The organism is Leclercia sp. LSNIH1, from assembly GCF_002902985.1.
Taxonomy (GTDB): domain Bacteria; phylum Pseudomonadota; class Gammaproteobacteria; order Enterobacterales; family Enterobacteriaceae; genus Enterobacter.
Window position 1 is genome coordinate 1,464,668 of sequence record NZ_CP026167.1, and the last position, 24,696, is coordinate 1,489,363.

General features: G+C 47.7%; 30 protein-coding genes and 1 tRNA gene. 21 read left to right on the forward strand and 10 right to left on the reverse strand.

The window, feature by feature from the left end; all coding sequences use genetic code 11:
- The first annotated feature begins 147 nt into the window (after positions 1-147).
- Positions 148-507: a hypothetical protein gene (locus C2U54_RS07365; protein WP_103178048.1), complete on the forward strand. Its 360-nt coding sequence runs from the start codon at positions 148-150 to the stop codon at positions 505-507.
- Between the two features lie 64 nt (positions 508-571).
- Here C2U54_RS07365 and argF read toward each other — a convergent pair whose 3' ends face one another.
- Complete coding sequence (argF, locus tag C2U54_RS07370; RefSeq protein WP_103178049.1) at positions 572-1,576, reverse strand: ornithine carbamoyltransferase; 1,005 nt, start codon at positions 1,574-1,576, stop codon at positions 572-574.
- Positions 1,546-1,851, reverse strand: coding sequence for a putative translational regulatory protein ArgL (gene argL, locus C2U54_RS28075; protein ID WP_371816481.1), 306 nt, complete (start codon positions 1,849-1,851; stop codon positions 1,546-1,548). Before argL ends, argF begins: the two co-directional genes overlap by 31 nt.
- On the opposite strand from argL, the gene rraB reads away from it, so the two are divergent.
- The 5 genes from rraB to C2U54_RS27425 all read left to right on the forward strand — a co-directional run bounded on the left by rraB (position 1,741) and on the right by C2U54_RS27425 (position 4,764).
- Positions 1,741-2,163 carry a ribonuclease E inhibitor RraB gene (gene rraB, locus C2U54_RS07375; protein ID WP_103178050.1) on the forward strand — a complete coding sequence of 141 codons (423 nt, stop codon included), beginning with the start codon at positions 1,741-1,743 and terminating at the stop codon, positions 2,161-2,163. The two genes, argL and rraB, sit on opposite strands and share 111 nt — an antisense overlap.
- 44 nt (positions 2,164-2,207) lie before the next feature.
- Positions 2,208-2,966: a tRNA isopentenyl-2-thiomethyl-A-37 hydroxylase MiaE gene (miaE, locus tag C2U54_RS07380; protein ID WP_103178051.1), complete on the forward strand. Its 759-nt coding sequence runs from the start codon at positions 2,208-2,210 to the stop codon at positions 2,964-2,966.
- Positions 2,967-3,000: 34 nt separating this feature from the next.
- Complete coding sequence (locus C2U54_RS07385; RefSeq protein WP_103178052.1) at positions 3,001-3,732, forward strand: topoisomerase II; 732 nt, start codon at positions 3,001-3,003, stop codon at positions 3,730-3,732.
- Positions 3,733-3,836: 104 nt separating this feature from the next.
- A tRNA-Leu gene (locus C2U54_RS07390) sits at positions 3,837-3,918 on the forward strand.
- Between the two features lie 693 nt (positions 3,919-4,611).
- A complete protein-coding gene (locus C2U54_RS27425) occupies positions 4,612-4,764 on the forward strand; it encodes a hypothetical protein (protein WP_168191999.1) in 153 nt (50 codons plus the stop codon).
- Between the two features lie 102 nt (positions 4,765-4,866).
- Here the strand turns inward: C2U54_RS27425 and C2U54_RS07395 are convergent, their stop codons facing one another.
- Positions 4,867-5,655 (reverse strand): hypothetical protein, encoded by a 789-nt coding sequence (locus C2U54_RS07395; protein WP_064411343.1) that lies wholly within the window; start codon positions 5,653-5,655, stop codon positions 4,867-4,869.
- A 164-nt stretch (positions 5,656-5,819) separates the two neighbouring features.
- Here C2U54_RS07395 and C2U54_RS27175 point away from each other — a divergent pair, with 164 nt between their 5' ends.
- Together C2U54_RS27175 and C2U54_RS27180 are read left to right on the forward strand one after the other, a co-directional pair.
- Positions 5,820-6,047, forward strand: a complete 228-nt coding sequence (locus tag C2U54_RS27175) for a hypothetical protein (RefSeq protein ID WP_115672926.1) — start codon at positions 5,820-5,822, stop codon at positions 6,045-6,047.
- Positions 6,044-6,502, forward strand: coding sequence for a hypothetical protein (locus C2U54_RS27180; protein ID WP_115672927.1), 459 nt, complete (start codon positions 6,044-6,046; stop codon positions 6,500-6,502). The genes C2U54_RS27175 and C2U54_RS27180 overlap by 4 nt, the downstream gene beginning before the upstream one ends.
- Before the next feature lie 79 nt (positions 6,503-6,581).
- On the opposite strand, the gene C2U54_RS07405 is transcribed toward C2U54_RS27180, so the two are convergent.
- Both C2U54_RS07405 and C2U54_RS07410 read right to left on the reverse strand, forming a co-directional pair.
- Complete coding sequence (locus C2U54_RS07405) at positions 6,582-6,845, reverse strand: hypothetical protein (protein WP_103178053.1); 264 nt, start codon at positions 6,843-6,845, stop codon at positions 6,582-6,584.
- Positions 6,845-7,432, reverse strand: a complete 588-nt coding sequence (locus C2U54_RS07410; RefSeq protein ID WP_040215122.1) for a tyrosine-type recombinase/integrase — start codon at positions 7,430-7,432, stop codon at positions 6,845-6,847. Before C2U54_RS07410 ends, C2U54_RS07405 begins: the two co-directional genes overlap by 1 nt.
- Before the next feature lie 1,940 nt (positions 7,433-9,372).
- Between C2U54_RS07410 and C2U54_RS07415 the strand changes: the two genes are divergently transcribed.
- From C2U54_RS07415 to C2U54_RS07450, 10 genes are all read left to right on the forward strand, one after another.
- The gene (locus C2U54_RS07415; RefSeq protein ID WP_040215124.1) at positions 9,373-9,810 is read left to right on the forward strand and encodes a hypothetical protein; all 438 of its coding nucleotides are present in this window, start codon (positions 9,373-9,375) and stop codon (positions 9,808-9,810) included.
- A 146-nt stretch (positions 9,811-9,956) separates the two neighbouring features.
- Positions 9,957-10,145, forward strand: coding sequence for a hypothetical protein (locus tag C2U54_RS27185; protein WP_134083049.1), 189 nt, complete (start codon positions 9,957-9,959; stop codon positions 10,143-10,145).
- Complete coding sequence (locus C2U54_RS07420) at positions 10,117-11,157, forward strand: hypothetical protein (protein ID WP_139156315.1); 1,041 nt, start codon at positions 10,117-10,119, stop codon at positions 11,155-11,157. Before C2U54_RS27185 ends, C2U54_RS07420 begins: the two co-directional genes overlap by 29 nt.
- Positions 11,158-11,163: 6 nt before the next feature.
- Entirely contained in the window at positions 11,164-11,748 is a 585-nt protein-coding gene (locus C2U54_RS07425) for a hypothetical protein (protein WP_072056573.1), read from the forward strand.
- 106 nt (positions 11,749-11,854) lie between these two features.
- Positions 11,855-12,223, forward strand: coding sequence for a hypothetical protein (locus C2U54_RS07430; protein ID WP_103178055.1), 369 nt, complete (start codon positions 11,855-11,857; stop codon positions 12,221-12,223).
- Positions 12,224-12,869: 646 nt separating this feature from the next.
- Positions 12,870-13,214: a hypothetical protein gene (locus tag C2U54_RS07435; protein ID WP_071557271.1), complete on the forward strand. Its 345-nt coding sequence runs from the start codon at positions 12,870-12,872 to the stop codon at positions 13,212-13,214.
- Positions 13,215-13,238: 24 nt separating this feature from the next.
- Positions 13,239-14,276 (forward strand): major capsid protein, encoded by a 1,038-nt coding sequence (locus C2U54_RS07440; RefSeq protein WP_103178056.1) that lies wholly within the window; start codon positions 13,239-13,241, stop codon positions 14,274-14,276.
- Positions 14,277-14,428: 152 nt separating this feature from the next.
- Positions 14,429-14,722: a hypothetical protein gene (locus tag C2U54_RS07445; RefSeq protein ID WP_071557274.1), complete on the forward strand. Its 294-nt coding sequence runs from the start codon at positions 14,429-14,431 to the stop codon at positions 14,720-14,722.
- Positions 14,723-14,855: 133 nt separating this feature from the next.
- A complete protein-coding gene (locus tag C2U54_RS27430) occupies positions 14,856-15,014 on the forward strand; it encodes a hypothetical protein (RefSeq protein WP_165370637.1) in 159 nt (52 codons plus the stop codon).
- Positions 15,015-15,042: 28 nt separating this feature from the next.
- Positions 15,043-15,621, forward strand: a complete 579-nt coding sequence (locus tag C2U54_RS07450; RefSeq protein WP_071557275.1) for a GNAT family N-acetyltransferase — start codon at positions 15,043-15,045, stop codon at positions 15,619-15,621.
- Here the strand turns inward: C2U54_RS07450 and C2U54_RS07455 are convergent.
- Positions 15,602-16,846 carry a site-specific integrase gene (locus C2U54_RS07455; RefSeq protein ID WP_071557277.1) on the reverse strand — a complete coding sequence of 415 codons (1,245 nt, stop codon included), beginning with the start codon at positions 16,844-16,846 and terminating at the stop codon, positions 15,602-15,604. The genes C2U54_RS07450 and C2U54_RS07455 overlap by 20 nt on opposite strands.
- Before the next feature lie 607 nt (positions 16,847-17,453).
- On the opposite strand from C2U54_RS07455, the gene C2U54_RS07465 reads away from it, so the two are divergent.
- Complete coding sequence (locus tag C2U54_RS07465; RefSeq protein ID WP_103178057.1) at positions 17,454-18,536, forward strand: hypothetical protein; 1,083 nt, start codon at positions 17,454-17,456, stop codon at positions 18,534-18,536.
- Positions 18,537-18,665: 129 nt separating this feature from the next.
- Here C2U54_RS07465 and C2U54_RS07470 read toward each other — a convergent pair whose 3' ends face one another.
- A complete protein-coding gene (locus C2U54_RS07470) occupies positions 18,666-19,742 on the reverse strand; it encodes a restriction endonuclease (RefSeq protein ID WP_233210511.1) in 1,077 nt (358 codons plus the stop codon).
- Positions 19,678-20,817 (reverse strand): DNA cytosine methyltransferase, encoded by a 1,140-nt coding sequence (locus C2U54_RS07475; protein ID WP_103178059.1) that lies wholly within the window; start codon positions 20,815-20,817, stop codon positions 19,678-19,680. The genes C2U54_RS07470 and C2U54_RS07475 overlap by 65 nt, the downstream gene beginning before the upstream one ends.
- 220 nt (positions 20,818-21,037) lie before the next feature.
- Between C2U54_RS07475 and C2U54_RS07480 the strand changes: the two genes are divergently transcribed.
- Positions 21,038-21,490: a very short patch repair endonuclease gene (locus tag C2U54_RS07480; protein ID WP_103178060.1), complete on the forward strand. Its 453-nt coding sequence runs from the start codon at positions 21,038-21,040 to the stop codon at positions 21,488-21,490.
- Between the two features lie 183 nt (positions 21,491-21,673).
- On the opposite strand, the gene C2U54_RS07485 is transcribed toward C2U54_RS07480, so the two are convergent.
- Together C2U54_RS07485 and C2U54_RS07490 are read right to left on the reverse strand one after the other, a co-directional pair.
- The gene (locus tag C2U54_RS07485; protein ID WP_103178061.1) at positions 21,674-22,258 is read right to left on the reverse strand and encodes a class I SAM-dependent methyltransferase; all 585 of its coding nucleotides are present in this window, start codon (positions 22,256-22,258) and stop codon (positions 21,674-21,676) included.
- Positions 22,258-23,271 (reverse strand): HNH endonuclease domain-containing protein, encoded by a 1,014-nt coding sequence (locus tag C2U54_RS07490; RefSeq protein ID WP_103178062.1) that lies wholly within the window; start codon positions 23,269-23,271, stop codon positions 22,258-22,260. Before C2U54_RS07490 ends, C2U54_RS07485 begins: the two co-directional genes overlap by 1 nt.
- A 229-nt stretch (positions 23,272-23,500) precedes the next feature.
- Here C2U54_RS07490 and C2U54_RS07495 point away from each other — a divergent pair, with 229 nt between their 5' ends.
- Positions 23,501-24,529 (forward strand): hypothetical protein, encoded by a 1,029-nt coding sequence (locus tag C2U54_RS07495; protein WP_103178063.1) that lies wholly within the window; start codon positions 23,501-23,503, stop codon positions 24,527-24,529.
- Positions 24,530-24,696: the final 167 nt, after the last annotated feature.

Sequence of the window (24,696 nt, forward strand, 5' to 3'; positions counted from 1 at the left end):
CGGTTAAATTTGACTTAAGGGAATATTGAGGCTTATTGACTATCTTTGAAAGAATAGGCTGTACCTATTATCGCATTTTAATTGTTCTTTTACACTTATTGATCGTATGGCTTTCCGCTTTTCGCATAGTTCGTTAAAGGTATTTTGATGACCGCATCTAAAACATGGATCACTTTGGGTACGATTGCCAGTCCGGCCACAGGAACATTATTTTCGAAAATTCTTACGCAGCATAATCATAAATATATTCTCTGGTATAACGGAGAGCGGCTTTTTAAACCTGGCGATCAAATAAAAGTATTATATAACCGTCTATTCGTGAATGACGAGCTATGCGATATTCATATTCTGCAAATTGATAAATACAGCCACACCCTGTGGCGCGTGATGCACAATATGTCCAGATGCCCCGGCCATCGCGACCCGGAGAGTAAACAATGCGATGCCCCGGTAAAATGTATTTTTAAAAAGTGCCCTTACGGTAAGGTGCGGGTAACAGCAAATTAATTTCCTGAACAGATAATTTGAAAAGCAGGAGGGCCAAAACCCTCCCGTTATTTAAACGCAACCGTTATTCACCCAGGGTCGCAACCATCACCGCTTTAATGGTATGCATTCGGTTCTCTGCCTGGTCAAATACAATACTTGCCGCCGATTCAAATACCTCGTCCGTCACTTCCATTCCGCCATGCAGATCGAATTCCTTCGCCATCTGCTGACCCAGCGTAGTCTGGTCGTCGTGGAACGCCGGCAGACAGTGCAGGAACTTGACATCCGGGTTACCCGTCAGCGCCATCATCTGGCTGTTCACCTGATAGCCACGCAGCAGGGCGATACGCTCGGCCCACTTCTCTTTGGCTTCGCCCATCGACACCCACACGTCGGTGTAGATAAAGTCCGCGCCCTTCACGCCCGCCGCGACATCTTCGGTGAGGGTGATTTTGCCGCCGTTCTTTTCTGCCAGCGCGCTGCACTCCGCCACCAGGCGCTCTTCCGGCCAGCAGGCTTTGGGTGCCACCAGGCGCAGATCCAGCCCGGTCAGCGCGGCTGCTTCCAGCATCGAGTTACCCATGTTGTTACGCGCATCGCCGGTATAGACCAGCACCATCTCGTTGAACGCCTTGCCCGGCAGATGTTCCTGCATGGTGAGCAGGTCCGCCAGCAGCTGGGTGGGATGGAACTCGTTGGTCAGCCCGTTCCACACCGGCACCCCGGCAAATTCCGCCAGGGTTTCAACAACCTCCTGGCCGTGGCCGCGATACTGAATGCCGTCGTACATCCGGCCCAGCACCCGCGCGGTATCTTTAATTGACTCTTTATGCCCAATCTGGCTGCCGCTCGGCCCGAGATAAGTGACGCGTGCGCCCTGGTCAAATGCGGCAACTTCGAAAGAGCATCGGGTACGGGTTGAGTCTTTTTCGAAGATGAGCGCGATGTTTTTGCCAGTAAGCTTCTGTACTTCAGTCCCTTTTTTCTTATCGGACTTCAGCTGTGCTGACAGGGCAAGCAGAGAGGTGAGCTGTGCAGGGGTAAAATCGAGCAATTTCAGGAAATGTTTTTTATACAGTTCAGACATTTTATCCTCACATGGCAAAGGCCACTTATTGAATTAAAATTCACTTTATCTGTATCAATATTCACTTGCAACCCCGTTGCACAAATCTTTCTTACAAAGGTGGAGGCAAACACATCCGTGTGTGAAAATAGAAGTATCTGCCGCACTTTAAAGAGGAACGAGCCATGGCAAACCCAGAACTGCTGGAAGAACAGCGCGAAGAGACGCGACTGATTATTGAAGAACTGCTGGAAGATGGCAGCGATCCGGATGCGCTCTACACCATCGAGCACCATTTCTCTGCGGATGATTTCGAAGCGCTGGAGAAACTGGCGGTGGAAGCGTTCCGTCTGGGTTATGAAGTGACCGAGCCGGAAGAGCTGGAAGTGGAAGAGGGCGACACCGTCATCTGCTGCGATATCCTGAGCGAAGGCGCGCTGAAGGCAGAGCTGATCGACGCCCAGGTTGAACAGCTGATGAACCTGGCCGAGAAGTTTGAAGTGGAATACGACGGCTGGGGCACCTACTTCGAAGATCCGAACGGCGAAGAGGGTGACGAAGACGACGAAGATTTCATTGATGAAGATGACGACGGCGTGCGTCACTGATTGATTCAGCGGTGGCCTTTGCCACCGCTTTTCCAGGTACAAAAATGGATTACCCGCATATACTCGCCCCTGTTCTCAACTTCCTCCAGTGCCCGACCCCGCAAGCATGGATTGATCAAGCCCGCGACCCGGCGAACCTGCCGCTGCTGCTCACCGACCATATGGTGTGCGAGCTCAAAGCCGCCCAGACTGCGCTGTTATTAGTGCGTAAATACGTCGCCGACGAGAGCGGGGCCGACGCGCTGCTCGAGTGGCTCAAGCCCTATGAAGCCTTTACCTTCCGCGAAGGCCCGGAGCCGGACTTTGTCGCCCTGCATAAGCAGATTGGCAAAAGCGTGATGCCGAAGACCGACGACCCCTGGGGCCAGGCGCTCATCGACAGCATGGTGCTGCTGATTAAAGAGGAGCTGCACCACTTCTGGCAGGTGCGCGAGGCGATGCTGACCCGCAACATCCCCTACGTCAAAATCACCGCCAGCCGCTACGCCAAAGGGATGCTGAAAGCCGTGCGCACCCACGAGCCGCTGACGCTGATCGACAAGCTCATCTGCGGGGCCTATATCGAAGCCCGCTCCTGCGAACGCTTCGCCGCGCTGGCGCCGTTCCTCGACGAGGAGTTGCAGAAGTTTTACCTGTCGCTGCTGCGCTCTGAGGCGCGGCATTATCAGGACTATCTGACCCTTGCCCAACAGGTCAGCGACGAGGATATCTCTCCCCGGATACAGCTTTTTGGTGAAATTGAAGCCACACTTATCTCAACACCGGATAACGAGTTTCGCTTCCATAGCGGCGTGCCGGTGTAAACCGGCATAGCTAAAGGATTAAGGATGCGTAACGATGAGAAGAGCGTGGACACCTATAGTCGCAGTGGCAGTTATCTCCGCAGCAGTAGCCTTCTGGGTTTATTACGACAAGCAACGCCTGCAGAACACGCCCGAACACCGGCTTGATACCACCCTTAACGCCATGCCCTCCTGGCAGGTGCTGAAAGAGCAGGACCCCCGATTTGTGGCACGTATTCGCGAGCAGATCCTCACTATGCAAAAGGCGGGCGATTCTGAGCAGGACATTATTGACGTGGTCCAGCCGCAGATCCTTAGCCTGCAGATGTCGCGCCTGCAATACGCCCCCGACGCGAATGCGGTGGCGTATATGAAGATCAACATGGAGCAGACCGCCGCCATTCAGAAGGTGAGTGACGACGCCTGTTTTCGTTTCCTGTTTCCGGGCGTGAAGGGGGGCATCAACCCGATGCGGGTGCTGGATAAAGATATGATGCAGCGCCGCATGCAGGCCGACGCTGAGATGATGCGCGCGGGCTGGAGTAACGATCGTCACACCGTGACCCCGGAAGAACATGCTGCCGCGGTAGAGGATGTGCGCCCGATTATGCAGGAACTTACTGTTCACTACGGCAAGGATATCCAGCTGCTGGTGATGCCGGAGAACGCGGTGGGCAAAGAGAAGCTTACCTGCGAGATGGTGCAGGCGATGTGGGGCAAGGTGCTGAAGCTGCCGGAGCAGAAGGCGGCGAGGGTGATTCGGATGGCGGTAACGGAACTGGATTGACGGAGGCGCTGGTTTTTTGGGCACTTAACGCGGTTTAGCGCGTCGCCGCTTGCATGGCGGCGCGCGACAGGTATAATCCACAACGTTTCCGCATCCCCTTCAGTGCCGAAGTGGCGAAATCGGTAGACGCAGTTGATTCAAAATCAACCGTAGAAATACGTGCCGGTTCGAGTCCGGCCTTCGGCATTCAACACAAAGTTTTCATATAAAACAGAGAGTTAGAGTAAAAGCTCTGCCTTTCTTGCCTGTGTTTTTTGCTTGAATAATGTCACCAACGATTGCCGCTGTGTTTGGTAGTGGCTTTTGGGATGTTATCACGCAGCGGCAGGTAGTTTCCAGGCTCAACCCTGTACAAAACGTGAACGGTCAGCACTGACGACATAAAATTATGTCGCTGGTCTATCTGTTGCGTTTTTCCTTTGAAGCCGGAAGACGCCGCCAGCGTCTCTAATCCTTTTCCCATAACCCTTGTCAATGTGGCTCGCGCTTCGTGCGGCGCTCTATGATGCAACACCTTGTGAAAGGTCGCAGAGAATAAACAGGCGTAATGTTGGGAAGACTAACCGGATCGGGAAAGAATCCGGCTCTGCCACGGTTTCAGCCACCGGATCACAACGGCTACCTGATAAGAGGCCATGACAAGGCATCATCATTCCCGCGAGGGGATCACATATGGCTCGTTCTTCCCTGTGAAGGGAAAAGAGCTAACTGCGGATGTCGCTTCGCTCCGCCTCTCCTTATGTGCCCAACACGGCACGTAAAGGTCACTTATTGCCTTCGGCACCATTTGGTAGGGTATTTTTGCATCTGGATTTGTCACTGCGATTTTCTGTAGCCTGCCTTTGTGGCCCCAGTGTGAGGGCAGATCTGGAGGTAATCATGGCGAAGAATGCAGCAGCAACCAAACGCAACAACCGTAAAATTCACGCTCGTAAGTTTCTGGCGACACCAGAGGGCAAAGCATGGCTTGAACGGAAGAAGGCAGAAGAGGCTGAGTTGAAAATGGTCTCGGAGGCCCGGAAATTTATCTGATATCAGCCAACCACAAAGGAGCCGGCCATGCCCCTGTGCTCGTTTAAACTGCTGCTGTACAACTGATGATACGCCTAAAGGGGTTGATCGCTGGATGTACCATCACGACACTTTATGGTTGCTATTACCTTTTTTCTTCTTCCGCTCGATGTTTGCTAAAACTTTTTCTATCCATTTAGGCTCATCTTCGAGATCTGAATAGTAGCAATACTCTGGAACAGCTTTCCAGAATGCAGTTATTGCATCAGCAAATTCAACAAACTGCTCTTCCGTGACCTGCAAATCATCATGAACAGGGATAGTTTGCCAATCTTTAACACCGGTAGGATGAGGATAATACTCAGGATGGGTTAACGATAAGGTTTGATGAGAATCTCCATCACCATGCTTGTAAACGTTCACGACCAGGTTGCAGGCTTTGAGCTTTTCCCCGTATACAGTTCCATTGATTTTGAGTCCAATCCATTCAAGAAAATCAATCAGTTGATTGAAGGTGAAATTCCAGATCATTGGAATGATAATTTCTTCTTTGCACCAGTTACTTAGCTGCTTGATAGTATGTTTTCGCAACATTTTATCAAACTGGTGGTACATCCCTGCTGTTACCGCCAAAAGCACACTATTTTGCATCTCCATCAGTGACCACGCATAACTTACTCCTTCATGATAAGCCTGCTCGTAGGCTTCTGAGGGGTCGTCGTAGTCGGGGTTAAAGTATTGCGCTGATGCTTTCAGAAATTGCTCTTCTCGCTGTTCTGCTTCTTGATCAAGATCTCCGAACTGAGAGAGAAGCCGCCGCCTTGCCTCAGAAACGTAAAATTCATGAGGTTCAAGAAAGTATGGAAGATCGGCTCTGGCTAGCCAGTAGGTAACAAAATTTTCTGTAGACATACATTTCCCTAATGGAGCGATAGACATTTTGAGGTTATGTTATCTTCGGTGAGGGTTAAAATCCTTAACTGATGCTGTGGAATTGTCATTTGGTTTGAAATGCGGTAGAAGGATAAAATTTGCACTGTGCGCTTTAATGGAAACATCCATAAAATGAGGTGGTTATGAGTGAGCGCTACGAATTCTTACCAGGTTGTTTCCTGACAGTTTCAATCTCTTCGGGATACTTTACAGTCATCCTTGCTGGCTCGCTTCCTCCTGATGCCCCAGGTTCTGTTCTTGCTGATAATGTCGAACAAGTAATAGGTGTACTCGATGCATACTTTCAATTGACTTACTCGCAGCGTCAAAGCATTGCTGAATACCTTAGCTCTCAGGGGATGGAACTTTGAAAGAATGGCTGTTTGATGTGGATAATTTGACCATGCTTGCTGCATGGGCTGGATTTTTACTATCGATATTCCAGTTATTAAAATCAAGAACATCTATTCGGCTTTTCTTGGGGTGTGATCGGGATGAGGACAGAATATACGTTTCCAACAAGAGTGCTCACGATGTGACATTAAGTTCAGCTGGTGTAGTTACTGCCAGCGGACGCCTTAGCGATAGTTCGAACGAATATTGCGACGAATACATGATCAGCCCGATGTTGCCGCGTCGATTGAAAGCCCGTGATGAAATGATCCTGGTAGTGCCATTCATCAACAAGGCTCACCATAACAAGATGCATCATCGCGGAGGGGTGTACGTGACTACATCTGACGGGAAACTGTTCAGTGATGTTAGTTGGCTGCGCCGTCGTTGGTGGTGGTTGTTGTCAGTGATTTTGCGCGATACTAAACGGTGATTCCTGATGACTCCCTCATCTTGGAACTGACCAACGAAGACGGGGCCATCATTAGCCCCGTTGCATTGCTTATGAATGCCTACCGCAGCGCCTCAAGCCACGCCAGCAACTGGCGCAACTGTTGCCCGGTCATCGCCGGGATTTTAACCGCCTGACCGGCTTCGATGTTGCTCAGCGTCACGTAACTAAATGAATAGATAGAATTTTCATAACGGCAAAGCGTCTTGCCGTTGGCTGTCTCCTCTTGTTCAGTGAGTTGCATCGTGATCCGTCCGGCGTGTGCTGGCTGACATGCCAGCAGGGCCAAAACTGTTAACACTGATGTTGTGCATTTTTTCATCATTACCATTCCTCCCCGAGAGAATATTCTCCCGCTAATGTGTCAGCCGTCTCCTGCGTGAACCCGATGTAAAACAGGGTCGAAGCCGGGTTGGCCTGGCCCAACAACTTTGTGATGTGCTCCAGCGGTGCGCCGTTCTCAAAGAGAATGCGGCCTTTGCTCTTGCGTGGAGTATGACTTCCCACATCCTGGAAACCTGCACGGCGTCCGCACTTGCCGTACTCCGTCAGCACTGCGTTGTGTGAAACTGGCTTACCCTTCGATCTCAGATCAGAAAGGCTGAATATGTAGTCACCGAATTTTGGGCGGTCTGCTGCTTCTTCCCGGCGAGCTTGGACTATGGAGCGCATAGCCGGGGTAATGGCGACCTTATGAATTTTCCCCGTCTTCTCCTGCTTTATAGAAAGATGCGTCTTACCCTCCGCGAACTGATCCCACGTCAATTTGACGGCGTCACCGAACCGAAGAGCGCTTTCAAATTGCATCGCCCAGAGGCAGCGAAACAGGTTCGTCTTTTTGTTCTTTGCTAACTCCGCGCTGACTGCTTTCACTTCGTCGGCGGTTTTCAACGCGACCATTGCGTTACCCATATTCTCCCCTTGCCGCCGTGCGGCTCTGAATCTTTCAAGGGATGTATTTTTGATCAAAAACAGTAACATGGAAAGTGCTTTAATTTAATAATCGCACGAAATGATCAAAAAATGGGCGCAGGTTGTACACAAGGAATGTTCATGCAAACACCTACCCGCCCGCCGGGGAGAATCACCAATATGAGGTCATGCCGTAAGCTGGCTGGGAAATATCACGCCCCCTCGCGGGGCGCTGGTCAAAGTGGCCCGTCTTTTGTGTGTCTCGTTCACGAAAATATCCCTGCACACCAACAGATCTGCTTGACGTACACTCACACCCCACGGAAAAAGTCAACAGTCTTTCGCAAATATCTTACTGGTCAGGTTATCGAGTCCCGCCCGAGTCCCGAGCACCAGATCAGAGAAGTGAATAAACCTTGCCTGATCCTGCATAAACGATGCATATAAAGGCTGTCTGATGATGTGAGCAGGCTCATCTACGTATTATCAACCACTTGGAGAGTGGAGACTGTTAGTCTTCACTTTCACGGCTTCGCTTTTCCCTCTGCCCTACGGGCCAGGTTTCCCCACCAACAAGAGGCCAGGCGCTGGCGATATGGCCCGACCTCCGGCCCTGGTCGTTGTCTTATCCCACAACAGTTCCGGCCTCAACCCTTCCACCATCCGGCAACCCTTACCACGCTTCACCAGAAACCCTTAGCGGCGTTTGCCGCCGCGATCTGAATCTTGATTACCACAATCACAGCGCCCTCCAGAGCGCGTCCCATGTGCCTGAAAATCGGGCTGAAAAGCGAGGCGATTCTCAACTTCTCTGGTTTTTGGTGAAGGAATTTTTTTTCAGTGAAATGGGGGTGTCGTGAGGTGAATCTGGTTTAGCACCGCGATGAACAGGCAAGCCACGATATCGGCAGACAGAATTGACGAAGCCGCAATTGGAGCGGCGCTCAGACCTGATCGTTATGTTTTCCACACTATCGCGGAGGTCGTGACTTGACCACTACCACGAGCGGAAATTGTCTCAGACTGACCCGGACTGGTCGAATTAGCGCGTATTTAACGGGGATTTATCTGCATTTATTTTGAGAAAAGATGCGCCAGCGCCGGAGGCATGGGTAGGAGATTTTCACTGGGAAGGGGTATACCTGTTATAACAGGTGGTCTGGGTATACCAGTTATAACAGAAGGGGGTATACCTGTTATAACAGAAAGGGGTATACCAGTTATAACCAGTAACAACTAAATCTGTAAACTAAACCCGTTAACTAAATCAACACCTTTAATAGATCATTAAAATCCTATGCGGTCTTCCCTGGCCGTGAAGACCTTACCGCAGGGCAAACGACCAACACCTTTTCGATTCCGGTTGTGACCTCCATCTCTTTCTTTCTGGTCTCTGTTCAGTCGCATACGCTCCGCGCTTCGCGATATGCATCGCCCATGCGGTGACTCGTTATCCTGTTCTGACCGAACAGGCTCGCCACCTTTTGGGCAGCAAGGGCGACAGCCCGCGCAGTAATTTGGAAACACTGTCACGAAATCGTAGATTGAGAGTCTATGGGGCCGCGAGGGGGTGGGCCGGGGTGTGATAAGCAACATCCGTGCCAACTTCATCGTATCAACCCAACCGAGGCTTCACAGGAAGCCCGTAGAGCGCTTATAACGCATCAGGTAATAGGATAGTAGCCATAACGCCTTAGAATCGCTTAGAACGCGTTCTGGAGCGTTTTAGCGTTAATCAAAAAGATCTTGACATTGAAATCAGGATTGTGCCATAGTAAGATAACGAAATCATTGCATTCTTTAATTGCGCTTGCTATTTGTAAGTATTTCTGATACAATGTTTTAACAAATTAAGGTGCGTCGCCGCCCGGTGATGACTCCTGACTAAATGGGTACAGAATGACCCTCCGGTAATAATTTCAATCCTACGGAGGAACCCAATGAACAAACCTAAATCCCAACGCATCACCCCTGCCACCATGACAGGCGAGCAGATCGCAGACGCCATCATGTACGGCACGTACACCAAAACCGCACTATGGTCGTTCATTAGCCGTAATGGTGGTGCAGACGCCGCACATGCAAAGCATCCGCAACTGGCTGTTGCACTTCATATCCTGAAACAGGAACGAAAGAAGGCAAAGAGCGCCCGAGCGGTCAAGGCGATCCTGAAACCGTTATCCCGCCAGTTCGCTGACGGTCAATCGATGACTGAGATACTGGCCCCGGTGCTCCAGAGCTATCGCCGTCTGTACCGTGAGAAATTCAATCTGGATATGACGCCCGAACAGGTGATCATGTTCCTGGTTGCCACCCACGGTGTGGAGACTCTGGAAAACTACGGTTATAGCGCTGTTGCCGGGAAGTCGCCAGCCTGATCGCAGCGGCGCAACGCCGAGCCAATCAAATCGCCTCAAGAAATGGCAGACCAAATCAAATGCAGGCCATCAAGGCCGCCGAATCCTGATCGCAATCCGCGATAGCAGGATCAAATCCGCATGTCTGACAACAGGAGACTTGAACCATGAATATCTCATTCCCGGATGAGACGTACCGAACGTTACTCACGGAAGCAAATCGCCGCGATATGCCGATGGCGAGATTGTGTAGTGAATTGCTGCAAACAGCTGCAAAAATCATTGATAAAACGAAAGCAGACAACCAAACAGAAAACCAGCGAGGAAATGATGGACGTAACGAATACAGAAAATAAAGAAATTTTTGACCAGTCTGCCACACGGTTAAAAGGGATCAAAAACCTGATGACACCTTCCGGGGATGTAATGCGTGTTACTGATACCGACCTAAAGTGGTTCAACCATTTTTACACCTTCGAGGTGCAGGGTAAGAAATGTTATCAGAGTATCCCCACCATCGCGAAAGTGATGGGGCGGGCCAGGTCAGGAGCACAGGAGAGGATCGACAAACTGGAGTCGCTGGGCCTATTGACGGTAGGTAAGGAGACTTTTAAGGATGGCTGGCGCAATACGTACACCTGTACGCCAATTGATGTCATCGTTTCTCGCATGACTGATGCGAAAGTTACACCTCAAGACAAGAAGCTGAAAAAGTCTCAGCTTGACTCTCTGCTTAGAAAATCCGAGGCAGTAGATGCCCTGGCTATCAATCATGGGATAAAGGAAATGGCGAAAGCTATCGGAGACCTGGATCTCTCAGATTCGGAAGTGATGCAATTCGCTTTTCAGATTACAGCAGAGAAATTAGCCGTGCTGGGCTGGAATATCGAAACAACCGCTAAGGAAGATGGCAAATCCGATGAGAAGGTTAAACCACAGGCAGAACAGGCAGCAAAACAGGCAGCACCCGCTGCTACACCATCAACTGATGCGACCGCAGGCCAGCACTCTGATCAAAGTGCTAACATGGCCTCTGAGTCTGCCACGTCTACTGCTGGACAGCGCTATAGCGTGGAATCTGACAATAACCGTAGCAGCGATGATCTCACCAATGGTGGTCATGAGATGAGCCAGGATGAGCAGGACGATGATCCACCGTTTCAACCTAATAAACCAGAGTCAGATGATGCCCCCTGGCAGGGCATGGCCTTTGAGAGTGACGGGCGTTTAACCGAAGCTGCCTATAAATGGGCGCTCACTGCTGGCGCGACTGGCTGGCGTCATGCCTGCCGTTTAGTGTGGGAAAAGGTCGGCGTGATACCGCCAGATGAAATTAACGAGGATCGCAAGCCTAAATTTTTAATGTGAGGAATAATGATTGAGAAACGCAAGGCGCTGACCGCCAACCAGAACGACCCAGAACAAAAAACAGATTTACCAGAAGATCTTCCAGACCTACCCGAACTCCCAGATCCATTACCCGGCCCAGAATTACCTGACCTCACCCGCCTATATAAACGGCGTTGCCGTGATGGCGACGTTATGCAGAAGTGCAAGCACATGTTGATCGCGGGATATTCTCCAGGACGCGTGGCATTGCTGCTGAGGCTACCGCTGGAAAAGGTTAAAGAACTCCACCAGGCGAGTTACAACCCGGTATGTAGGCGCTTTGCGAATCCGAACAACGAGAGATTAATTCCCACTATGTGGAGCGAAGGCGCAATGCTCGCGGAGGTCTGCCAAGCGCTGGGATTGCCCCTTTTCACTGTGGTAATGTCCCTCCGGCAGAATGGCGTTACCGAGGCCGCAATGGCCCCACGAATGCCAGATTACAATGATCCGCTATGCGTGGAATACCGCCGTGTTGTGGCCCGAAAAGCTGCGAGCAAATCGCGGCCTATTCAGATAAATCCTGTTCGACGCATACGTAAATCCGCAGGGAAAACTGCGACAGCCTGACATAATCTCTTTGAATATAATAGACATTTTACCTTACCTGACCATCATCTGGCGTATCGCTGCGCCCGTGACGGGCTGGTTATCCTATTAAGGAATAAAAACAAAAATGAAAAACTTGCTTAAAACCGTTCGCGATTCCATAGCCGCAGCCATGAACGGGCGCACCATCGAACAGATGGAAACCGAACAGCGGCAGGACGCTGTAAAAAACGCCGTGGATGACTATTTAATCCGCCATCCCGATTGGCAACCATCAACGAAGCCAGCGCCGAAAGCTGCGCCAGTGACTAACACCAAGCAGAAAACCGCGAAGATCAAAAAGGCGCTTGGTGCTGGGGCAGGTGGCTTCCAGGCCCACGAGATTGATCCGGAAATGCTCCGTCTGGCGCGGGATAAATGCCGCCAGGTGGTCGCCTCAGACCCTGAACGCTATTCGCACATCATCGGATCCACACCGCTTAAAAGAATTGAGTGATTCAAGGCAGAATTGCCGATACAGGATGAGTTACCGACTGAATTTACGTGAAATTTGTTGATAATGATTATCATTCGTGGTAAAATACTAACATAGGGTGATTAATGGATTCGAAAGAGTCTACTGCGAACTACAGCCAATTGAACGTAATTTAATCTCCTCTCAGGCGCTGACTCCTTGATACCTTGCACGGGCCATCTCTGCTTCCAGCGCCGCTTATTCCCCTGCCGTGGTATTAGCCTTCCGCGATGGGGTTTGCCAGCGGTCTAACAACCGCAATAAGTCCCGGCTCTCCTCCGGGCCATCTTGCCATGATGATAACTGGCACGAGCGCACGGCGTAGGGATTCAGAGGTCTCCCGCCGTTGTCGCTCCCTTATTCCAGCCCGGTAAAGCCGGGTTAGCAGAGCTAACGCCCGTAGAGGGCGCTGCACATTCCCGTCTCTCAGAAAAATAACGATAAAGATCCTCGTTGCTCCTCAGGGGCGGTCTCTCCCACCGCCTGATTTTTTCTGAATGACAACTCAATAAAAGAAGGTCGCCACCGTGCGACCTCTTTTGTACTCGCACGCCGTCAATTCTGACGATACGGCCCGAAAGGCCAAAGCCTACAGGCCAGCAAACAACAACTTTATGGAGTGACTTTTATGAAAATGGGCGAATCCCAACGCACCTTTAATGATGTCGTGACCTATCAGGCCGACGCTAATTTTGCAGTGAAAACAATCAACATCCCAAACCTGGCTGTCGAAGTGCAGCCCGGTTCGGTTATTAAGGCCGATGGCACTGCATTTACCTCCGGCAATGATGCGTTACTGGTTCTGAGTCATCACCGTGCTGGTACAGATGCAAACATTATCGTTGCTGACCGTGGCGTCTACATCCGCCCGGAAACCGTCATCGCCGTTATGGGCGCGACTGTAGGCACTGCTGCAATTGCTGCTCTGACTGCATCCGGCAACATCCGCGTAGCTCAGGCTGACGCTCAATAATTTTACCGATAAGGACATCACAACATGGCTCTAACAAAAGATTTTTCATACGTCGATTACAGTTCGACCTATGCGAACGTTCCGGCTCGCAACCGTATCTTAACCAACCTGAACATTTTCCAGCGTGACGTTACTGACCAGTTTAAAACCAGTCTGGACATTCTGAACGCTCAGGCTGACACCATCGCCCCGGCAGCGAATCGCTTTTCCAGCGAATGGGGAAGCACACCGAAGTCAAAAGCAGCTAACCATCTGATCGAGCTTCCTCTGTTCCCTACGCAGGATGTGATCACGGCGGCAGACGTCCAACCGTTTCGTAAAATCGGCTCTTCGCTACAGGCCAACGTCCTGGACGCTGTAACTGCTAAAAGCCTGGCTCACTATGAACGCTTCGCTGCGACTCGTGAACGCATGTTTGCTGAAAGCCTGTTCCGTCATCGCGTCACCGATATGGAATACACCGCAGATGGCCCGATCCTGGATTGGTCAGAGGAATTTGGCTATGACCAGAGCACCGGAACCATCTACACGGGGGTTGCTGCTGATCCGTTAGAATCCCTGTCCGATGAGGTCAGCGCCATGAAGCGCCGCATGGGTGGCCTTGCTTCCCTGCTAAAAGGCATCTACCTGTTCGCGGGTTCCAACCTGTTCAAGAAGTTGCGCTTTAACCCATCGGTTCGCCAGCTTGTGCAGTATGGTGTGCTTGATCCTGATGGTCTGGTATTCAATAAAGAGATCAATCCGGCATTCAGCTATTACGTCCTGGATAACGTGACCGTAGTCGAGATGTCCGATACCGAATTCTACGGCATCGGTGCAGATCAGGGCTTCATGGTTCCGGTCTTCGAGAAGCCGTTAAGTGCTGATCAGGCATCACCATTTACCAACCTTGTCGGCCCAACGAGCCGCAACCTTGAGCTTGCCTTTGCTGACGTGGTGGACTTCCGCATCTATAGCAGCACCGATGCGTATAAGAACATTACGCTTTCCAGTGAGTTCAGCCTGTTGCCGATTTGCTACCGCCCGGATCTGGTGACCGCCATCACCAACGATGCTTCGTAATCAGGCGAGGTAACAGCCCAACGGGATAAAACCCCAGGGGCTAACGGTTTTGGGGCGGCAATTGTCGCCCTCCGTCATTTTCCCAGCGTCGCAATGGCGACGTTAACGAAGTTAACCCGCGTCAAGCGGGCTGCGCTTGGAGAGGTAAATATATGCAATTGAAGATTCTGGGTGTGGGCAACGCGCCGTTGCTGTCTGTCAAGGTTAAGACGTTGGACGATGCAGAAGGGTTGCTAAACGTATCAGCACTCGCCAGGGCGTTGGCGGTAAAGCGCAGCACCTTCTTGTCGAAGATCGCCAGCGTGGGCCTGGAACAGGCCATCATTCATTACGCTGCCATCAAAAAGCAGAAGGACGTGCTCGCCACACTGTCAGAGAAAGACGCTGCTGCATTCCTCGCTTCCTGCAATGCTAATAGTGCAAGCGGCGAGGTATTTTCATTATAAGTCAATATCTTATTTATTGGTTTCTGTAACTGTGGTTTAAAACAATTCTTGACGGATTGACGTAGATTGCGTAATCTGTGCTCATAAACAACTAAGTTGCAACTTACTCATATCCCAAAAGCAGGAGGTTAAAATGGCTATTACAAGTAGTATGTTCGGTCGCACCATCCTGACTGGTAAAGACGCTGAGCAAATGCTCAAACAAATGAGTCAATCTAAGCCAAACGAGAACGCTAAACGCTCGTTACAGGATGCTCGTGCGTTACGTCAGAAAATGTCTAAACGCGGCTAATCACAATTAGGGCAGGTTGTTGAGTAAAATGGATGAAGTGATACAACCTGACCTACAAATCCTACCTTTAAACCAATTCCATAATCCAAAACGATTTAGTAGCGGTGCCGAAGAGTTTCAGCCGCTTAAAACGTTCCTCCAACAAGATGCACTGTTGTTTCAGGATGGGTGCATAGCCCAGACTTATGTTGTTGTTGATGACAACACGAGAGTAGATAAAAGTATCCCTCAAGATAGTTTTTCATACAAAATTTTGGGATACATTACACTTACTTGTAGTCAGGTTAACTTAAAAGAGTACGATTTAGGTAACTGTGCCCGCGCAGAAAGGTACGAATTTCTACCCGCTGTAAAAATTGCACGTTTGGCTGTTGACTCAAAATTGAGAGCCAGTGGTATAGGTTCCATGCTATTTGGATATGCTCTTTTAATGGCATTGGACGATATCAGGCCGATGGTTGGGTGTAGGTTTTTAATAACTGATGCAAAACGGGGTGCAATGGATTTTTACCATAAACAAGGGATGGAATTGCTTGATACCGAAGAAAATCAAGTAGCAGACCATCCCATCATGTTCATTGATCTCTTCACGTTACTTGAAAATTAACAATCTCGACATATCTTGATAGCTCCACTGGTGACGCCGCATTTTTTGAGTACGTCTTGAAGGTCTCCGTTTTCCCGCGTTCATGGCCCATTAGAAGGGCTATCCTGTCCTCTGGAACCTGGTTCCGGTCTAACTGCTGGGCTACCTCGTGGCGCAGGCTGTGGAACACCTTTCGTTCTGTTCCAACTTCACCCAGCGCAAGCCGTTTAGCCCGTGTAAAACGCTGCGTATGCCACGTTGAGCGCTTGCCGTCTGCACGGTCAATGATTGACGCACGGTAGAAAAGGAAGCCGTTATGTGGCTTCTGGAGAAGGGACTCCACCAGATCAATAATACGGCTGTGAACCGGGATGATACGCGCTGCTGATTTGGTTTTTCCCTCCGTGACTTCGAAGCAAAGGACGCCCTCAATCTCGCGGATGTTTCCAACACACAAAGAGCAAATTTCATTCAGCCTCATGCCGCTGTACATGCCGATCAGCGTAACCGCTTGCATCTCTTCGTCACCCTCCAGGGCAGTGAAGACCTTCGCCAGTTCCACATGGGTGAAAACCTCATAGCTTACCTTGCTACTTTTCGCTTCCAGGCCATGACCACGCCAGGGGTTATCCTGTGGTGCGTCGTGATATCGGTTACGGGCTAAGTCCCAGATTTGAGCAAGGGCGCTGATGTAGTTTTGAATAGTCTGGGGCGCTCTCTCGCATTTCAGTTTATCCAGCCAGCCAGTAACTATGGTTCGGTTGATATCTTTCAATGGAATATCGCGCTTGCGAAGGTGGGACAATAAGACCTCGACGGCCTTGTTCGTCTTTGACAGGGTGGTCAGTTTACGTTTCTCACTGAATTGCAGAATGTACTGATCCCGCATCGCCAGAAGAGAAGGGCAAGCCTGCACTTGAGCGGGGAAGTTCAATTGTGTGGGCGGTGTGTCCTTTGCTTGTTTGCCAATACCTCGAAGTTCATCAAGGATCTGCTCAACCCGTGAACCTGAACGTACTGGTTTAAGCTGATCGCGCAGCTTGTACCATTCCAACGCTATGGCATCCCTGAATAGACGCGCCTGACGAATATCGCGAGTCGCAGTTGACCTCATGAAGTATGTTTTATTGCCAAAGTGTGCCGCCATGTATGCCGGGACAGCTATGCGTACCATGTACACACCGCACGGATCGAGAATCAGATAACGATCGCGTTTGTCCTTCGGCTTTGCCCTCTTGTGATCCATGTAAACCCCTGCTATTTTGCTGGGGCAATCTGTTGGCGAAATTGGCTGTACGAACCGTAGGTGCGTAACAAGTTAGTGATGATAATCAATGACTTGTTAGACGCAGTTGATTCAAAATCAACCGTAGAAATACGTGCCGGTTCGAGTCCGGCCTTCGGCACCATAAGATGTGAAAAAAGTCGCTTAAGGCGGCTTTTTTTGTGTCTATTTTTCATGAGTAAATTCCGTGAGCAACATATTGTTAACGGGATTTTTCGCTTAGTGAACGCAATGATAATAGATTTGTGATGTGAGATGGTGTAGAAATAGTCCTGCGAAATGTTGAGTATCGGTAATGAACGAACTATCGAAGAGGACTAAGAACAGCGGTAAAGACGAACGCTGCCAATAAAGATATGATTGGTATAATCAAATGGCTAATAGCCTATTGATTTGAAAACATAACTTCTGGTGCAGTTTTCTAGTTTAAGGTCGCTTTCACTATCTGTTCGCAACATTTTCCTCATGGTTATTTTTTAATTTTGTACTTGTATAAAAATATCACTATTTTATATTTTAAAACAAGGGTTGCGGCTAATAATTTATATTTATAATAAAGGTTTTATTTATGCAGCTTGAAACTTATAATAAACATTTCTATATGTCCTTGTGTGGTAAGGATGAAATTGAACGTATATTTGATGTTAAAAATGAAAAGGATTATCTTTTAAAACTCCGTGCTAATGCGACTATCGAAAATATAAGAATACATAGGGTTTTCCTCGCAAGAATGAGAGAGGGCGAAGATAAGTGGTCTTTCGAGGCAAGTTTTAATTATAATGTTTTTGATAGATATTTAGATAGTATTAGAGATGAAGATAGAGAAAAGGTTGCGAACATAGCTTCTGGCTTAGTGTTTTGTAATGACCCCAACGGTAGGATAATAAGCACACCCTACGGCAATATAATTACGCTATCAGAATCTCTGCGATATTTTTTATATTTTATGAATTTATCTTTTTTAAGCTTTAATAGCGAGGCTGTAATACCGGACAACGTTAGGTACTCTGCTTTAAAAATAGCATTAAGAATAATGTTAAAATCTGAAGCACTTGATTTCGATATTGATCCCAGAGGTATTATACCTGAAGAGATAGATAGGGAATTATCCCGGTACGTTGATGATCAGATGTTATTTCTAATAGCTCATGAATATTCGCATTATTTATTAGGGCATATGGATGATCCAAATTTAATTGATGACACGATGCACCATGCTATAGAAAATATTGATGGTAAGACACCTAAGTATTTCACACATAGCCAACATCAAGAGCTGGATGCAGATATAGATGCAATAAATCGACAAGATTTAACTGATGCTTCATTACATCGTATAGTTACGGCTGCTATCTTTTTCTTTGCTTATATTGATATTCTTAAAAACGTAAGAGAACAGATTTCGCCATCTTTTACACTTATAAAGACGCATCCAGAACCAATTGACAGATTAAATAATCTGATAGAATTCTTTGAAGAAAAATGTGGGCTTGATAAAGAAAATGTTAATATTCTTCTTAAGAGTGTTGAGGTAATTAAAAATATATTACAAGATGATATAGCAACTGACTTTGATAATTGGGAACAATATGGATCTGTATATTTAGGTGAGTGGCGAGGAAAGCCATTAGTTGATAGAATTGATTATTGAAAGCAGTAAGTGTTCGACTAATGCTGATTTGAGCTAATAAAGACTTGGGTCATATACTAACATAATATTCAAGATGAAATAATCAACTATCTAAGATAATATTACTGGGATTACTCCCAGTAATGTTTTTTAGTGAGTTATGCAATTTTCCATAAATGAATCAAGGAATTGATCTGTAATTCCTTGAGGTTTACGGCGTTCGCATAAAGAATATAATTCTTCAACCGCAGAATAAGGAAAGAATTTTGTATCTAACTCTCTGAATTGTGGCATATTTGCGAATTCAATAACTTTTTCACGATATTCATCTGGGGCTACGATTGTCCACCTGATATCTTGAAGGCGAGGTGCATAATCGCAAAAGTTTTTCATTCGAGTTAAACCACTTTTAATACCGGTACTATGCTCAATTTCCAACACAGCAGGCATAAGCCTTCCATTCCTAAACCAGATACAATCTATCATTTTCGCTCCGTTGATTGCATCACTGTAAGAACTTAAAACTTTTTCATTTGAAAGACTATCAATTACTCCATCCATTTGCGCAATCGCTTGACCATTATATATTAAGCCGCGATCATTAGCTGCTACCCAGGTTCTATATCCTAAATAATGGCCGATCTTGACAAGCGCTATTTGTATTTGTGCATGTCTTCTTGTCTCTTCAATTGACATACCTTCAACTGGACGGATAGTGTCAAGATCAATACTCTGATAAACAACCTCAGTATTCATTTCTGAAATAACCATATTGGATTGGTATTCAGACAGGATTCCATTTTCATGTGGTGAATTTGGTAAATAAATAAGGTGTTTGTGACCTTTCCTGATAGTTTGGCGAGTATTTATGACTTCTAAACGATCGAGTTTACACCAGTAGAATTGTGGTGTGTGTGCAAGTAAACTTTCAATCACTGAACGCGTATTATAGCTGGCACCTAACACTCTATCCAAATTTATGGGAGCATCTTCGCGAATTGCATTAGCAAGGCGCCAGAGCATCTGTCTAGAGATGCTCACGGTTTCGGATTTATCGAGCGATTTTCCTTTGACAGGGTTAAATCTTTTGATACGTATAGGTCCTTCAGGCAATGTAATTGAATCGATAACGATCTTTCCTGCGTTACGCTCATTTACATAGTCAAACTGCCTGTTTTTGGGTAGATTTGCTATCGCATTCACAAGATTCATTGCTGTTAAATTCATCTTTTATACCTAAATGCTTTAAAATGGATTTTGCTATACCAAAAGCTGCGAGGTAAGGAACACCATTACCAACTGTTTTAAACATATTTGACAAGGTCATATTTTCTGGCAATTCAAAATTTTTGGGTAAAGATTGGATTGCTAATGCTTCAGCTACTGTTATACGCCGAGGTTTATACGGATGAAGATGTACTTCATTATTACCATATGCTGCCGTAGGTGAGTACCTCCAGCGATGAAGTCTTTTATATGATTTTTTGCTGTCATCGCCTTCTTCTACAGATTGGAACCTAGCCAGACCCGCCCTAGCTGTAAATACATGCTTAGCATTTGCATGATTACTTACGTCATTTTTTTCAAACCAATGCTCAATAGTAAGCTCCATAGGAATGTCTTCTGGACATTCAACGGTTGAATTTTCTTTAACTATGTTTGTCGTAGGCCATGGATACTGAAAAGCTTCCTTGTTAGGAAATACTTGTTCACTCCAGTTGAATGTTTTCGCAAGATTTTTATTAAGAAATCCAACCAAAATAATTCTTTCTCGGTCTTGTGGTGCTCCATACTCGATGGAGTTTATTAGTCTTTCATGCAAAATATATCCAACGGCAGCTAACTCCCGCTTAATTTGCTCAAAAAATGCGCGGTGTTTTAGAGTTCGATACAAACCCTTTACGTTCTCGAAAAGGAAAAAATCAGGCATCATTTCAATTATCATATCCACGTAGCTTTTTGATAATTTACCGTTTTCTCCATCTTTGCCTTTATTTTTACCGGCAATTGAAAAATCAGGGCAAGGTGGGCCACCAATGAAGCCAACAAGACGGCCTTCATTCTTAAGAGTTTCCATACTATGCTTGATTACAGAATGCTCAATATTTTCAATGCTTTTCTGGGCATAGCCAAAACGTGGTGGTTCCTTTCCAAGTTTCTCTCTTGAATATTTATATGCTTCCATAAAAGGAGGATGGAATTCATTGACGAACACCACCTCGTACCCAGCATTTTCGAAACCTAAGTCCAGAAAACCTGATCCTGAAAAGAACGAAAATAAAGCGGGCTTCATTATGGACATTTTATACCTATAAGTTATCTTTAATTTTCAAAAAAAATATCCCGATCGTTGCGGGATATTTTTTTACAGGAACTTTACCTAATTTTCAATCATCTTTTTAGGTATGATCTATAATATTTCTGCATAAACTCAGTTTTATACTATCCTAATACTTTTGAGATTAATTTCATATTATTTATGAGTGAGTCATTAATAAATCCATAATATAATAGGAATAAATATGCCTAATATGAAACTATTTAAGTCGAAGAACACTAAAATTGAAGTGAAAATTAGGAAGCCTTTGTTTGCTAGAGGATTCCGCTACCGATTGCATAACCGTGATTTACCTGGTAAGCCTGACTTGTATTTCCCAAAATACCATGCTGTAATTTTTGTTCATGGTTGTTTTTGGCATGGTCATGATAATTGTCCCATTTCACATATACCTCGTAACAATGCTTCATATTGGATGCAAAAAATAATTAAAAACAAAGAAAGAGATTGTCGGGACCAGAAGATTATCTCGGCGAAAGGTTTACGTATATTGATTATATGGGAATGTGCGATAAAACGAAAGGACATTGATTTTGTGGATTTCATTGACTATATTGATGAGTGGCTTAAAGGTGGTGTGCAGTCGACAGAAATGAGTGCAAATGAACCGATGCCAATTTTTAAATTCACCGTTTAGTATTGATTACAGAATCAATTATATAAAAATTTAATGATTAATTTATTCTATGGGCTTCTTCAATGCTAATAAATAGAATCATCATTGAAAAGTGGTATATATTATACAGATGTAAATTGGTATTCATCTGCCTTGATTGCGAAGGATTGCAGATTATTTCTTTTAATTTAACAACGTTCGGACTTAATTTTCAAATTTTCGTTGTATTGCATTCAGCCATAGCTCATTTCTTGATGGGCGCTTATCTTGTGTAGTCCATAGTTTGTTAAAATTAATGCCCTCTAATCTCTTCACTAATGTTTCCAACCCCTCCTCATCCATATCCGTAAACCTCCGTCCATCAACCTCCCGCTCTCCCTCCCCATACTTAAACGACACATACCAAACCCCACCCGGCTTAAGCGCATCCGCAAGCTTCCGCATCACCTCCGGCAACTCCACAGCCGGAACATGCAACAGCGAAGCACAGCACCAAATCCCATCAAACTCTTCCTTCCAGTCCACATCCGCAAAGGTCATCAGCTGAACCGGCAATCCGGTATACTCCCGCGCCAGCTCAACCATCGCAGAAGACGCATCAAACGCCTCCACCCGATATCCCATTTCCAGAAACGCCTTCGCATCACGCCCTGAACCACACCCCGCATCCAGCACCCGAGCCCCAGGCGCAAGATATTTGGTAAACGTCTCGTAGAGCGAGGACATATCGACATTCACCGTTCCGTCGAAGAAGGTCTGTGCATTGTCCTGATAGTATTTAAGCGTCATTAGAATGTGGCCTCGCCTTCGGCTTTCGGTTCCCAGGTATGGAATAGCCTCACTTTGGCAGCGTTCCAGTTATTTTCAAGAAAGTTTTTCCGCGCGGCGGGTTGCTTTCCGGTCTGCTGGACAATGGTTTCATGCAGCGGAAGTTTGCTCTGGATAAAATACTCGTTGCGGGCATTCAGCCGTTCCAGGAGTCTGCTTCCCGGCAGGCGAGCAGATTTGCCCTCAACGCCGCGATTGCAGCATTTGCAGGCTAGGACCAGATTCCACACGCCATTGATATTGGCGACTTCATCGCGTGCCGCCCATGGAATAAAGTGGTCAACGTCGGCAAGGTCAGGATCGCCCGGTATCAGGCTGATGGGTTTGAAGCAGTAGAAGCAGCGTCCTTTCTGGTAGCCGTTCAAACTGTCGCGACAGCTGGTGATATTTACCCGACGTGCGTTCACATGGCTGAACAGCAACTGATTATCTTCGTCGAACTCAACGCCAACAAGGTTGCGGGACACGCCCATCGCCCAGGCCTGCTCGACAAGGTTCCAGCGCGCAGTGGTTTCAAAAGCCAGGTTCTGGTACTGCTGGCGTTCGCCCAGATGAAAGAAGTTATCCGTCAGGCGGATGCCGTTATGGGTTTTACGCTCATCAATGAAAAAGCGTTTTTCGATCTCGCCGCCATTCACATTGTGAAAGGCATCAATCACGTTGGCAAAACCACGCCGTACCGTGGTTTCAATCAGTTGGTCATGAGAAACCTCGTTGTTATTAAACTGCGCGCAGGTATCCAGAAACTGGCTGCGGCTCGAAGTGATCTGCTTCGGAGCGTGTTTCAGATGTTCGCAAAGATGGCGGCTGAACGGCACGGCGAGTTCGTCGAGGGTGATGATGTCGCTGCCCGTTTTATCAATCTCATACAGGGCATGGGCAAGCGCAAACTTGTACGATGCGACGTTCTTTCCAAAAAGAATCACCCCGCGCCAGTAGTTCTCCAGCGTAGGGTCAGCCTGGTAAAAATCCATCAATGAAATCCTGTTACGGTGGGTGAGGTAGCTAACTACAGAAACCTGTAACAGGATCACACAATAAATGAATGGTGATGTAAACGGTGAATCTATGTATTTGATGAATTTGTGACGTTTTACAGTTGAAGGGCGGACCCCAACATCTTTAATCAGGTGACCAAATTTACTCTGCTATTCCCATCACCTATATTTTAAGGCTCTGCAAGCCGCTCACAGGGAAGGAAAAATGACGCAATACTGGTGGAAAGATTTATTGGATCGGAACAATCGCTGGCAGGGACTGGAGCTGACGGTCCGGGCCGAGCAGCATCCCGGTCATGCCATGGAGATGCTCAGCGGCCACCATGGGCGCATGGCATTGCAGTTTCAGGGCGAGACGCTGTTCTGGGCCACAATGCTGAAAGATCATTCCGGCGTCTGGCTGGTCTTTAACGCCGACCATCCCGGTCAGCAGGCGCTATTACCGTCAGTGACCTCGGCAGAGGTGGAGTCGGTTAAAGCGCAGGGCGCGCAGGCATGGACAGGCGAATGGTGTCGCTACTTTGCCCGGCGGCTGATGGATTCGCCAGCGCCATTGCTGACTGCGGGCCGTTGGCTGTTAAGGCCTATGGCACCGGTAAGTCGCACTGCGCAGCCCTCTGTACCCATCGCAGACTGGCGTTTTGATTCCCCTGCCAGCGCCGGAAACATGGGCTGCAACTGGGTGCTCTATGGCGAGGACTTCCCTGATTTAGCGGACCCGCAAAAAGTCAGGCACGTGGACTGGTGGTGGGGCGGCAATTTGCTGTTGGGACGTTACCCGATAAACACCGATGCGGGGCGGCTGAAATGGTGGCGTAAAAAATGCCGTGAAGGCGCACTGCCGCCGGTGTTGGTCCGGCACATTGCCGGGCTGGCGTCTTTTGTGATCCTTGATGGTCATTATCGTCTGCAGGCGGCAATGGCAGAAGGGATCCCTCCGCAGTTTTTAGTGCTCAGTGAACTGCATGAGAGAGAGTTTCCCTCCGATCCGCAGCATCAGGAGCGTATTGTCCGTGCGCTGGAGCTACAGCAACGTAAAAACCCCGCATGCAGCGTTGAAGGGATAAATCAGACGCTGATTAATCTCTATGATACCCGCTATCTCTATGCTGCTACCCATAGTCGCGCCCTGCTTGGCGACGGAGAAAACTGGGCGCGGGAGATTGAAGCTTATTTGCATAAACATCAGCTTGAGGAATATCTAAGAAGGATCCTTGAACGGGTGGAGGTTTAGAATCTCCGGGAAGGTGCAATCCTGGGCATTGAGCCTCAAAGTGAAATTCCAGAAGAAAAAGCTATCTTCAAATCGAAGACAAAGATTTCCCATCTTGTCGCATACCAGACGGGACAATCATGGTGACACCTGAAAGGGTGTTCGTGGGCGATCATGAAGCGAAGAAT

Coding starts and splice junctions, on each gene's coding strand:
- C2U54_RS07365 (WP_103178048.1), top strand. CDS start 148: ATGACCGCATCTAAAACATGGATCACTTTGGGTACGATTGCCAGTCCG.
- rraB (WP_103178050.1), top strand. CDS start 1,741: ATGGCAAACCCAGAACTGCTGGAAGAACAGCGCGAAGAGACGCGACTG.
- C2U54_RS07425 (WP_072056573.1), top strand. CDS start 11,164: ATGATTGAGAAACGCAAGGCGCTGACCGCCAACCAGAACGACCCAGAA.
- C2U54_RS07470 (WP_233210511.1), bottom strand. CDS start 19,742: ATGAATTTAACAGCAATGAATCTTGTGAATGCGATAGCAAATCTACCC.
- C2U54_RS07465 (WP_103178057.1), top strand. CDS start 17,454: ATGCAGCTTGAAACTTATAATAAACATTTCTATATGTCCTTGTGTGGT.
- C2U54_RS07435 (WP_071557271.1), top strand. CDS start 12,870: ATGAAAATGGGCGAATCCCAACGCACCTTTAATGATGTCGTGACCTAT.
- C2U54_RS07475 (WP_103178059.1), bottom strand. CDS start 20,817: ATGTCCATAATGAAGCCCGCTTTATTTTCGTTCTTTTCAGGATCAGGT.
- argL (WP_371816481.1), bottom strand. CDS start 1,851: ATGGTGCTCGATGGTGTAGAGCGCATCCGGATCGCTGCCATCTTCCAG.
- C2U54_RS27185 (WP_134083049.1), top strand. CDS start 9,957: ATGAATATCTCATTCCCGGATGAGACGTACCGAACGTTACTCACGGAA.
- C2U54_RS07445 (WP_071557274.1), top strand. CDS start 14,429: ATGCAATTGAAGATTCTGGGTGTGGGCAACGCGCCGTTGCTGTCTGTC.
- C2U54_RS07440 (WP_103178056.1), top strand. CDS start 13,239: ATGGCTCTAACAAAAGATTTTTCATACGTCGATTACAGTTCGACCTAT.
- C2U54_RS07490 (WP_103178062.1), bottom strand. CDS start 23,271: ATGGATTTTTACCAGGCTGACCCTACGCTGGAGAACTACTGGCGCGGG.
- C2U54_RS07495 (WP_103178063.1), top strand. CDS start 23,501: ATGACGCAATACTGGTGGAAAGATTTATTGGATCGGAACAATCGCTGG.
- C2U54_RS07395 (WP_064411343.1), bottom strand. CDS start 5,655: ATGTCTACAGAAAATTTTGTTACCTACTGGCTAGCCAGAGCCGATCTT.
- C2U54_RS27175 (WP_115672926.1), top strand. CDS start 5,820: ATGAGTGAGCGCTACGAATTCTTACCAGGTTGTTTCCTGACAGTTTCA.
- C2U54_RS07430 (WP_103178055.1), top strand. CDS start 11,855: ATGAAAAACTTGCTTAAAACCGTTCGCGATTCCATAGCCGCAGCCATG.
- C2U54_RS07480 (WP_103178060.1), top strand. CDS start 21,038: ATGCCTAATATGAAACTATTTAAGTCGAAGAACACTAAAATTGAAGTG.
- C2U54_RS07385 (WP_103178052.1), top strand. CDS start 3,001: ATGAGAAGAGCGTGGACACCTATAGTCGCAGTGGCAGTTATCTCCGCA.
- C2U54_RS27430 (WP_165370637.1), top strand. CDS start 14,856: ATGGCTATTACAAGTAGTATGTTCGGTCGCACCATCCTGACTGGTAAA.
- C2U54_RS07450 (WP_071557275.1), top strand. CDS start 15,043: ATGGATGAAGTGATACAACCTGACCTACAAATCCTACCTTTAAACCAA.
- C2U54_RS07405 (WP_103178053.1), bottom strand. CDS start 6,845: ATGATGAAAAAATGCACAACATCAGTGTTAACAGTTTTGGCCCTGCTG.
- C2U54_RS07410 (WP_040215122.1), bottom strand. CDS start 7,432: ATGGGTAACGCAATGGTCGCGTTGAAAACCGCCGACGAAGTGAAAGCA.
- C2U54_RS07415 (WP_040215124.1), top strand. CDS start 9,373: ATGAACAAACCTAAATCCCAACGCATCACCCCTGCCACCATGACAGGC.
- C2U54_RS07420 (WP_139156315.1), top strand. CDS start 10,117: ATGATGGACGTAACGAATACAGAAAATAAAGAAATTTTTGACCAGTCT.
- C2U54_RS07485 (WP_103178061.1), bottom strand. CDS start 22,258: ATGACGCTTAAATACTATCAGGACAATGCACAGACCTTCTTCGACGGA.
- argF (WP_103178049.1), bottom strand. CDS start 1,576: ATGTCTGAACTGTATAAAAAACATTTCCTGAAATTGCTCGATTTTACC.
- C2U54_RS27425 (WP_168191999.1), top strand. CDS start 4,612: ATGGCGAAGAATGCAGCAGCAACCAAACGCAACAACCGTAAAATTCAC.
- miaE (WP_103178051.1), top strand. CDS start 2,208: ATGGATTACCCGCATATACTCGCCCCTGTTCTCAACTTCCTCCAGTGC.
- C2U54_RS07455 (WP_071557277.1), bottom strand. CDS start 16,846: ATGGATCACAAGAGGGCAAAGCCGAAGGACAAACGCGATCGTTATCTG.